Origin of the sequence: Dysgonomonas sp. 521 (assembly GCF_010501055.1) — a bacterium.
Classification (GTDB): domain Bacteria; phylum Bacteroidota; class Bacteroidia; order Bacteroidales; family Dysgonomonadaceae; genus Dysgonomonas.
In genome coordinates this window covers 1-10,887 of the sequence record NZ_QVMO01000106.1, presented here as the reverse complement: position 1 = coordinate 10,887, position 10,887 = coordinate 1, and the positions used below count along the sequence as shown (strand labels likewise).

7 protein-coding genes are annotated in these 10,887 nt (G+C 38.7%); 2 read left to right on the top strand and 5 right to left on the bottom strand.

What is annotated here, in order from left to right:
- Positions 1–355: 355 nt before the first annotated feature.
- Genes D0T84_RS19550 through D0T84_RS19535 form a run of 4 tightly spaced genes read right to left on the bottom strand, consistent with a single transcriptional unit; the run spans position 356 to position 6,836 of the window.
- A complete protein-coding gene (locus tag D0T84_RS19550; protein WP_163309536.1) occupies positions 356–3,127 on the bottom strand; it encodes a PKD domain-containing protein in 2,772 nt (923 codons plus the stop codon).
- Positions 3,128–3,134: 7 nt separating this feature from the next.
- On the bottom strand, positions 3,135–3,908 hold the full coding sequence (locus D0T84_RS19545) for a hypothetical protein (RefSeq protein WP_163309535.1): 774 nt from the start codon (positions 3,906–3,908) through the stop codon (positions 3,135–3,137).
- Positions 3,909–3,936: 28 nt separating this feature from the next.
- The gene (locus tag D0T84_RS19540; RefSeq protein ID WP_163309534.1) at positions 3,937–6,042 is read right to left on the bottom strand and encodes a hypothetical protein; all 2,106 of its coding nucleotides are present in this window, start codon (positions 6,040–6,042) and stop codon (positions 3,937–3,939) included.
- A gap of 17 nt (positions 6,043–6,059) precedes the next feature.
- Positions 6,060–6,836, bottom strand: coding sequence for a hypothetical protein (locus D0T84_RS19535; protein ID WP_163309533.1), 777 nt, complete (start codon positions 6,834–6,836; stop codon positions 6,060–6,062).
- Between the two features lie 920 nt (positions 6,837–7,756).
- On the opposite strand from D0T84_RS19535, the gene D0T84_RS19530 reads away from it, so the two are divergent.
- Together D0T84_RS19530 and D0T84_RS19525 are read left to right on the top strand one after the other, a co-directional pair.
- Positions 7,757–8,752, top strand: a complete 996-nt coding sequence (locus tag D0T84_RS19530) for a hypothetical protein (protein WP_163309532.1) — start codon at positions 7,757–7,759, stop codon at positions 8,750–8,752.
- On the top strand, positions 8,745–9,716 hold the full coding sequence (locus tag D0T84_RS19525) for a hypothetical protein (protein ID WP_163309531.1): 972 nt from the start codon (positions 8,745–8,747) through the stop codon (positions 9,714–9,716). Before D0T84_RS19530 ends, D0T84_RS19525 begins: the two co-directional genes overlap by 8 nt.
- Positions 9,717–10,276: 560 nt before the next feature.
- Here D0T84_RS19525 and D0T84_RS19520 read toward each other — a convergent pair.
- Complete coding sequence (locus D0T84_RS19520; RefSeq protein ID WP_163309530.1) at positions 10,277–10,735, bottom strand: hypothetical protein; 459 nt, start codon at positions 10,733–10,735, stop codon at positions 10,277–10,279.
- Between the last annotated feature and the right edge of the window lie 152 nt (positions 10,736–10,887).

Here is a 10,887-nt window from a genome sequence, read left to right as displayed (position 1 = left end):
CTGTAACTTCAGCAAAATAGGGAGAGATGAATCTATTCATGAAGCGAAGATAACATTTCTACAAATTATGATGAAATTTTGATGCGGTTGCCCTGTTTATAAGTAACTGTTTAAATTTTATACGAATATTTTATTATACCTTTTTCTTCGTTCATTTTTAGTCTGTTTTCGGCTGTTTTTTCCTTTCTCTCAACTCAAATAGCCCGCTATTATCGTTTCGAGGAAGAAAAAATCATCTCTAAAACATCTCTAAAAATTGGAACGAATAAAATTTAAAGAGTTACTAAATGCAGGCCGGAACCGGGTGGTACTCCCAAGTCCCGGCCGCAAACTTCTATTTATTATACAACAATAATTATTGACCTATAGTTTTCACACACCTCGCGCTTAAAGAATAAGTGCTCGGCTTATTGTTTACATATGTGCTGGTGATAGTATTATAGCTCATATCGTAGGCAAATAGTACGTACCAGGCATTACCTGCCGAACCTTTAGTTGCGATTGTACTTGCCCAGAGGCGTACCGTAGGCGATATGGTACCCGGCCTTTTAATATTGATATTAATCAGTTCACCTATGTTAGGCAGCCTCCATTCGCCGGCTGTAGGCAGATTAGCACAATATGATACCGCACCCGTCCATGATGTTATACCACTCGATGTTGGGTGAATACATAATGCCGCGTTAGACATCTGGCTGAAATATGTCATTATTGTATTATCCGAATAATTCGTGCCAGGAACGCCATTGAAGGCAACCATGTCATTTGCCGGTCCAACATAGGCTCCATTATTAACTATTATTCCATTAGGGCAACATGCACAATCCTGAACATCGATCGTGAGTTCCACACGCTTACGTACTCCGTCTTCGGTGTAGCTGGCCCAGATAGTAGCTTTGCGCGGATTGGCCGAAGTTGTTCCAAGTGCCAGTTTATTGATATCATCCGCAAATGTTACGGTAAATGTTTCCAGATTGCTCAATGTGCCGGATTTGTCTCCTGTAACAGACTTGATAATACCATAAGTGTCATTTGATACTCCAACTTTCATATTGGAAAGCGTTCCGAAACCTCCTTGTTGTCCAAACGACAGGTAATAAGTCCTGATGCGTTTTGCGGCAGTAGGGAAGGCCGGGGTGCGGCTGGCCTGAAGACCACAGGTAGCGTTGAAGTTACTTTGTGCAATGTCGTAGCAGGTTGGCCCTTCTATAAGCGCATCGCCATCCACTACCAGTTCGCCCGGATCGGTTACAGATATATAACCTGTAGCCGTGGCTGTTCCTGTACCGCAAGCATTGGTTACGGTTACAGACAATTTGGAGGCATCAAATGTTCCGCTTTTGGATGTTAAGATCGTTACTGTAGCCCCCGTGCTCGAACCTTGTATAGAGAATCCATTGTTGGAAGTATCGGTAAGCTTCCATTGATAGCCTGTAATCGGGCCATTGGTAGCAGTTACGATAGCTTTAAATGTATTCCCTTTCAAAATACTTGTAGAGATCAAAGTCACAGTTGGAACAGGCAGAAGACAATTGTTGACAGTTATAGTACCTGTGCCTGATATTGTTCTGGAACCGCATGAATTGGTTATAGTAACTTTTATATCACTAGCATTGAATATTCCTGACTTAGTTCCTTTGATGGTAACACTAGATCCGGTATTACTTCCCTGTATCGTTAAGCCATTTGTTGCAGCATTGACAATCGACCAGGAAACTGTCTCTCCTGATAATATAGTTACGCTTGCAATAAATGTATTATTAATATCAATGACTACCGGGCTAGGAGAGAAGGCAATGGCTCTGTTTACAGGCAAACAGTCATTTACTGTGATATTCCCATTGCCTGTAGCTGTTCCTGTACCACATTCATTAGTTGCTGTAACAGAAATAACATTTGCATTGATAGTTCCCACAGTCGCTCCTTTTATTCTAATGGAAGAATCTGTATCTGACGACGAAGCATCAATAGACAGTCCCTGAGCCAGTCCGGTAGGCGATATAGTCCATTTGTAGGTTACGCCTGTAGGATCAGATACGGATACCGTTGCAGTAAATGTACCATTCTGGTCGATGATGACAGGACTAGGATTGAATGTGATAGTTGGTGTTGGAGCTGCTTCACAGTTGTTGACGGTGATCGTTCCAGAGCCTTGTCCCTGTGTATCGCCACAGCTATTGATGGCTATTACACGGATAGCGTTGGCGTTGAATGAGCCGCTCTTCGTTGCTCGTATGGTAACGGAATTACCTGATATGGCACCCGGGATCGTTAGTCCGTTGGTAGCGCCGTCTAAGATTTCCCAGCTATAGGTTACTCCGGATTCAGGAGATGATATACTGGCGGTAAATGTTCCGTTCCTGTTTACTTTGACAGGATCAGGATTGAGTACAATAACAGGGATTGCGGGTACCGGACAAGGACCACTTACTGTAATGTTTCCGCTACCATATCCGTCTGTAGAGCCACATGAGTTTGTAGCAGTTACTTTTATGTCATTCGCATTAAACGTTCCTGCTTTAGAACTTCTTATTGTAATGGTATTCCCCGCGGTTACACCCTCTATAGATAATCCGTTTGTTCCGGAGTTAGAGACAGACCATGCATAAGTTTCGCCTGCTTTAGGAGTAACAGTCGCCGTAAAAGTATTACCTACGGATATATTCACAGGGTTAGGACTGAACACAATAACCGGGACGGTAGGCGGGGGACAAGGTTTTGGCCCATTTGTATTCCCTTTATATACAGGAATGTGGTTAACGGGAACGGCACAGCTGTTGACCCTAACTAACAGTGCCTGCTGTAAATCACTTACTTCGCCGTTACTGGTATCGAGTACTTTCACAGTAATCGTGTGATAGCCTCTCTCTGTGTATTTATGGGATGTCTGGGCAGAAACACTTGTGCCCGAAACTGTTAATGGTATAGTCTGAGTGGTGCCGTCGCCAAAGTCCCATACAGTGCTTTTCAGGGTACCGGCATACGATGCATCAACTGTCCCTTGATATCTGAAGGTATTGTCCGTGCCCATACAAAAAGCGGTCGCTCCTGTAATTTCTACCTGAGCATACACCTTATTCATTCCTATCAGGGATAGTAAGAATAACAATATATATAGTTTTTTCATTTTCTTATTACTTTACAATGAATACAATATTTACAAACGAATTGGCATTTGTATTCAGGGATATTACATCATATTTCATTACCCCGTTTGCATTTATACTTACGTTGTCAATCACATTCTTGTCATAATAGGTAATGGCATAATCCAATTCATCTTTTGCATACAACCTTTGTTTTTCCGGAGACGGAACTCTGGCGAGGCCAGTATTGCTACTTACAAACAAAGGATTGTTGCTGTCGTTTGTAAACTGCTTCTTATACTCAGCATATAAATCACATTCTTGAGGATCATTGCCTTCAACAAGCTTGATGGTAAACGACGGCATATAGAAATAGCGTTGTGCCGTACCATCTATCATTTTTTTCCATTTTGCCCCGTCCCATACATATATTCCCTGAGAGAATGTTTTATCGGCATCCTCTCCATCGGGCGATACATATATATTATATACCATTAGTCCGGCATGTTTTTCTTTTATTTTATCTGTATTGTTCGTCCAGTCTGTTCCTGTAGGGATAAATGGCTGCAATGTGTTTATATTTACAAGTTTGACCCGGGGCAGTCCCAATCCTCCGCCTTTATCATTCACCGTTATATTGTTGGCGTCGGTTGGCGAAGCCGGGTCATTAGGTTCTATATTTTTTAATTCAAGTAATGCCGCCTTTGCAGGAGGATTGTTTGAACCTACTGTTACCTGTGCATGTACCTGATAAGAATATGAGCATGCTGCGATAGCGAATAGTGTAAATGTAGTTTTGATTTTAAGTTTTAAGTTCTTCATAATTTAATATGTTTAAGTATTGTATCTGTTAGTTAATGAGGTGTATGTTCGGATTTACCGCAAGTGTACACGGGTTCACGGTCACCTTTACAGCCTTACGCTCCGATGGAATATTCCCCGAATTTTGTGCTTCTACATAATACATAGTCGTATAATCCAGAGCGGGGGTAGTCACTGATGTCCCCGTCATCACAGGAGAACCTCCGGTGGGGGTTAGGAACCAGTAAGCATTGGCTCCGGCACTGACCGTCGCTGTCAGTGTAGCTGTGCTGCCTGCACAAATAGCAACAGGATCGGAAACATCAATAGTTGGCGCCGATATACTGATCGTAACTTTTACTTCTTGTCGTCCTGATGAACATGCCGGATTTGCCGCCTCCACATAGAATGATGTTTCGGTGGTGATGGCTCCGGTTGTATAAGTTGCTCCTGTACCAAGCAGGGTGCCACCCGTAGCGGCGCTGTACCAGCTTATCGTAGCTCCAGCGCTGGCTGTGGCTGTTAATGTGGCTGTACTGCCCGAACTGACAGATTGGTTGGCTGCACTGACCGATGCGGCAGGATATAGGGTTACTGTAAGCGATTGCTCCAGATCTGTTAACTCTGTGCTACCGTTAAATGCTTTTACTACTATCTTACGTGTGGTAACAGTAGTAACAGGCGCGAAGCTTGCGTTCTTGCTTAGCGTCATGTCGGTAGAACTTACTGTCTGTTCCGTGTATGAGGTAGGATAGTTATCATAATCGAAGTACCATTGCAGTTTGGTAGGCTTGGAAGTTGCTGTCCCGGCCAGGTTGATAGAGTAACTTTTTATTGTTGTGCTGACAGCATCGGTACAGAAAGATGTTTCTCCATCTATTTCCAACGAAAACCACGATGGAGAAAAGGACGTGATCCCCACATGCCCGCCCGTACCGGCATTAAGGAAGTCATCGAGCCTGTATATATTCAGGTTCATAGGGTTCTCGGGGTTGGTTATCAATATCATATACCGCCTGCTGCCGATCGTTAAATTTCCTAAATCATGACTAGGAGATTTAAACCTGTCATAGTATGTCCCATATATATACCCGTCGGGTCCTAATTGCAAAGACCCCACTGCCAAAGAATTTTTAGTTTCACTGTCAGTATCCCCTCCCGTCATAGCATAGAGTGCTGGGCTATAGCCGCTGGGGTTGGCAGCCAGAGATACATAGTTATATGCATTTATAGTGCTTCCCGTAGATACGTATAAGTATTTACCCGACTGCGAAAATTCAGCACTGTATGTACCGCCAAGAGCTCCCTCTGAAAAATAGGCATTACCCATTTGTATATTGGAAAACTCTCCGGTATTTTTATCGAAATCGCCAAACCAGAATGGATTTAGAGAGAGATTATTACACCATACAAAATGTTTTCCATCTGGAGAGAACTTGAAATATGTATTATCACTGGCTACCTGTGATGCCGAGAATGGCGTAACAACAGGTGAAGATGCCTGTATCCCGTCTTTGGTTACCAGCCAGGCATTAAGGGCAGAGTTAGTTCCCGATCCGGGAGCTACTATCCAGAAATCTTTTTTGTTACCATGCTGAATTACATTTACACTTTCACCTAAATCTCCTCTATGTCCGGTCAAAGGTGTATTCTTTAAAAAAGGGCTTTTGTTCAGAACTTTCCCTGTTCCGTCGCTCATGTCGATGACAGAGTAAACAACCCTTGTAGATGCATCAATCAGGCCGATAGATAATACGATATATTTATTGGGATTGCCCGGAAAAGGCATCAGCACCCCTGATTGGGTGGAAGATACATGGCCGATAAGGTTATCTCCGTTTGTCATAACCGACCCATCGGCCTTGAATATTGTTTGTCCGTCTGAGTAGAACATAAGTTGTCCTGTTGTGGCATCCGACAAGGAGAAACATCCCTCATAGGTAGTGATTGCCGTTGTAATCGCCGATGGCAGGTTGGATATGTATGCCGTTCCGGTAGAAGGATGGAGTCTTGTTGCCTGAAATGATGTTGTACGAAGGTTGTTGAAGTCTAGTCCGGCTCTATAGCCGAAGGCCCAGGTGTAAGCTTCTTTCTGTGCAAACAGTCCGGTGCTTGCAAGGATGAATAAGAAAACAAGTGTATATATTTTTTTCATATTTTTTGTTCAATTAATTATTTGATAACGAATACAATATTTACAAATGAGTTAGGCCCCGGATCCAGACTTTTTACTTCGTAGGTCATTACCCCGTCGGCGTCTATACTGTTTATTGTCAGCACATCTTTGTCGTAGTGTGTAACTGCAAAGTCGAGTTCACTTGCTTCATATAGTTTTCCATATTCGGGCGAAGGGATTCCGGCTATTGAATTATTACTACTTTCGAAAAGAGGATTGTTGCTGTTATTTGTAAATTGTTTCTTATATTCGGCATACAGATCATAGGTCGGCTTAGTATCTCCCACCTGGGTTATTTGGGTTAGCGGCAGATTGAATGCAGGCATATGGAAATAACGTTGCCCTGCATTTGAGTCTCCTACAGGCACCCATTTTGCTCCATCCCACAGATAAACTCCCTGATGGAATATTTTATTCAGTTCGGTTACTGTTTCAGCCGATTCGTTAATATTGTAAACGGTGAGCCCTGTATGCTTTTCCTTTATTTTAGAGGCAGAAGCACCTGTCCACGCAGGGTCTGTTGTTTTAACAAATGGTTCGAGGGTTTTTCGGTTGACAAGCATTACACGGGGTAATAACAGGCCTCCCTTGTCGGAAGTGATATTGTTGTCATCCGTTACTGATGCCGGATTGGAAGCATCCTTACTCTTTAGTTCGAGTAAAGTTGCGTCTATTGGCGCAAGGTCGGAACCGATTGTTACCTGGGCTTTTAACTTGGAACTTCCTATTATTAGCAGCGTTATTAATAGAGGAGTTGTTAGTTTTGTAATCATAGTTAATTTTTAATTTATTAGTTTGTTTTAGTGTGTATCTTAGTTTCTGTTCATTCTCTTAAAAAAAATCAATGCCTCTCAGATATCAATTTGCTACTTTCACAAGCAACAGATTGACAGATGAAGACAAACAATTAAAGACAAGTAATACTTCCTTATATCTTTGAGACATTGAATTTATTTGTTAAATATTTTATAAATCGACTTCACTAGTCAGCCTTTTTCAGGACTGTTATTTTTTACATTTTGATAAACTAAGAAGGCAAATGTAAAAGTGTAGAATAAGATGTAACTAAATGGGATTATTTCTCAGTAATCCTTGAATGGAAAAAGGCTCTAACCTGGGTAATAGAATTTCCATTTGGAATTATTGTCCAATTTCCATTTCGGATTAATTTAAGCCTGATAAATTATTTTTATTATATAGATTGTGATTTACCAGATACTTTGTTTCTGTCTGCAATTAAGATGTGCTATTATCCATTTTGGTTTTAATCTATTCTGGTTTTTACTTATTTTGTCTTCTTCAGTAAATAGCTGTCAATATTTGAATTGGAGCAAAGATTTGTGAACTATCTCTGCCGTTTATTTGTTTTATTATTTTACACAAGTCTTGTTTCAGACACAAAATAACCATTAAAAAATCAGGTATCAGATATGGAAAATGACAGATATAAATTTTTATCTCAATAATCTGATATAAATATTTTTTTTATTTTCATAATATTAAAATTTTATTTATCCTTCCGTAAAAAATCCTCAATATCTTTAAAAATAATAATAATGCTTATCGGATTTGACTACTCTTTTTATTAATAATTTAGGCGCTCTTGGATTAAATAATTGAAAGATAGTGTTTTAGGTAAATTTCTCTCAGTTAATAAAATTATAAGTAGTTTTGTGCTTAAAGACAAAAGCTTATGAATTACAATTTGAACAAGACACTAATAGACAACGTATTATCCAGAATTCCCGCTCATATAAATCCGATCAATTACCTCGCAGATATATTAGATTTAAGTAAGGAATCCGTATATCGCAGAATCAGGGAAGAGGTACCATTTACATTAGAGGATATCTATATACTTTCTACCGAACTATCTATTTCTATAGATGAGATTATATATTCTTCGGGAGATAAGAACCTGAATTCAAGACCGGTTTTGTTTGAATACAGAAGTAATAGTATCTCTAACCCGGAACAGTTATTTTTTGGTATTTTTTCGATGTATGAAACCGGACTGGATAACTTAGGTAATAAGGAAACCGAAGTAATAATTGCCGCCAATCACTTAATGATTTTTACGACAATACACCTCGATCATTTATTCAGGTTTTATTATTATAAATGGGTACAGCAATTCCACCTTATGCCATTGAAATTCCGATTAGGAGATATAGAAATTCCCGAAAAAATAACAGCACTAAGAGAAAAAATCAAATCAAACGGGATTTTTATAGGGGATAACATATTTATATTGGATAAAAACTTTATAAAAAATTCTCTCATCGAAATTCAATATTATTATAAAAGGAAACTCATCTCAGATGAAGAAATACTCTCTATACAAGCAGATTTGTCAAACTTTGTGGATATGCTGGAGGGAATAGCCAAGGAAAAAATAAAATCATCTAATTTTAGTAGTCAGATTTATATTCCCTCATTCAGGGTCGAATCATCGGGTTTATATGCCAGATATGGAGATCAGGAAGAATGCCATTTCTGGATATATTCGGGAACGCATATTGCCTCCAAAGACCGGAAAGTATGCCAAACATATAAAACATGGCTTACTTCTTTCAAGAAATATTCCAGCCTGATTACCGGTTGCAACGAGACATTGCAGACTGCATTTATAGACCGGCAAAGAAGCTATGTGAGCAATATCACAAATAAAGATTTCTCTTATGAGTGAAGCGTTTGAGAAGAAGAAGATAATAGATAAGATAGTTAGCAAAATGCCCCCATATATAAAACCAGTTGATTATCTTTCCACCACTCTTGACATTGCTAAAGAATCGGCATATAGACGGTTGAGGGGAGAGATGTCTTTTACTTTCGATGAAATTGTTAAGTTATCTCAAAAGCTTGAATTCTCGATAGACGAGCTGGTGGGTAATAAAAGGTTAGATATGATAGGCCTGAGCCTGCAAATGAATAAAGATCCTCAACAGGCCTTCCTTTCAAGGTTACAGAACTTCAAAAAATATATAGATAATCAGCGGAACGATGAAGAATCAATAGTAATGATGGCCTTCAATTATTTACCGGTAATATTTTGCCTGCATTTTGAAGAACTCTTCAGATTCTTTTATTATACATGGATGCATAGAAGGTATAAGGAATTACCTAAATTATATTATTCCGATATAATTATATCAGATGAACTCCAGCTCTTGCGTGTAGAGATGGATATGAAGATACGAAGTATCAAGAGAATTACATTTATTCTGGATATGAATGTTTTTTTAAGTCCTCTGAGAGAGATCTGTTATTTTTATAAACTGGGATTGATAAACGATGATGAGCTTGAGACTATAAAGAAGAACTTTCATGCTATGATAGATTTTATAGAAAGAATAGTCCGTACAGGGGAATCAACCCCGGGTACTATACATTATTTTTATCTTTCCGAATTCAATATCGATGGTAATAGTAGTTATATTCTATGGGATGGAAACGTTGTTTCTTCTTTTAGCTTCCATTATTTTAATACAATAAATATATCCGATCCCGAAGTTTGTGATATTCACAAAGAATGGCTCGATTCGCTGAAAAGATATTCTATATTGATTACCCAGTCGGATGAAATAATTCAGGAAGAGTATTTCGACAAACAACGGGCATACATTGAGAATGTAAAAACGGGTAATTTCTAACGGTATTTATTACTAAAGGATTCCACTTGCAACCATAATATACAGGGCAACCAAATTAATATTGGTTTTTTATAATATTTTGCTTAGGCTCTTTTTTGTAGTATAATAGATCTGTGCTTATTCAACAGAAGCCTTTTGTTGCCCTGTATAATATCAATATTATTTTTAATCTTGGATTTAGAAACTGTTTAAATTTTATTCGTTCAAATTTTTAGAGATGTTTATTTACATACGCTTCGCACCTGTGACCGTTGGTTGAGTTGATAGAAAGGAAAAAACAGCCGAAAACAGACTAAAAATGAACGAAGAAAAAGATATAATAAAATATTCGTATAAAATTTAAACAGGCTCTAAGTAACTGTTAGGAAATTTCTCGTTCTGATTTTTAGAATTGTTTTTGAGATAATTTTTACTTCCGCGAAGCGATAGTAGCGGGCTACTTGAGCTGAGTGAAAGAGAAAATTAACCGAAAACAAGCTAAAAATGAACGAAGAACTCTAGATCTTTTTCATACGAAAACCAATTCGTGAAATTTCCTAACAGTTACTAAGTATTCAAAATCATAAATGTAGCAATGCCGTTAAGTCTTCAAATTCACAAGCAAAATTAATTTTATAAACAAAGAAAAACTCATTCTCTACTTTCCCCTGCGATATTCTTGACAGAGTATTAAACCTCACAGATTCATAGCCCTGCAAAGCTTTATAAACATCTGAAATAACGTCAAATGGTGTAAGAGCAAGATCTCTATCTGCATCAGGCCTGTTAGAAGACGTTTTGCCCATATCGAACGATTCAAAAACTAAGGTAACTCCTACAATTCCATTACAGCTCTGTGTTTTGTCAGTAATATCGGAGCATTCGGGTATAGATATATCAATAAGTGCATAAGGTAGTGTAACAGGTAAAGTCTCTTCTTTTTCAATTAGCTTTAATTGTCCAGAATCAAGTTCAATTCCGCTTAATGCCGGAACTTCCGTTTGCAGGCGTTTCATTACTTCTGTGTAAATAGTTCTCATTTTTTTCGATTTTAATCACTACTGTCCGCTAAAAAAACAGAGCGAACTTTTAAAAAATAAAAAATCCGCTCTTCTGCTTATCTTTGTAGTAGCAACAAAACAAAATTAAGCTCATGAGCAAAAGTAGGGATTTTATCGGACAGCCGATATTG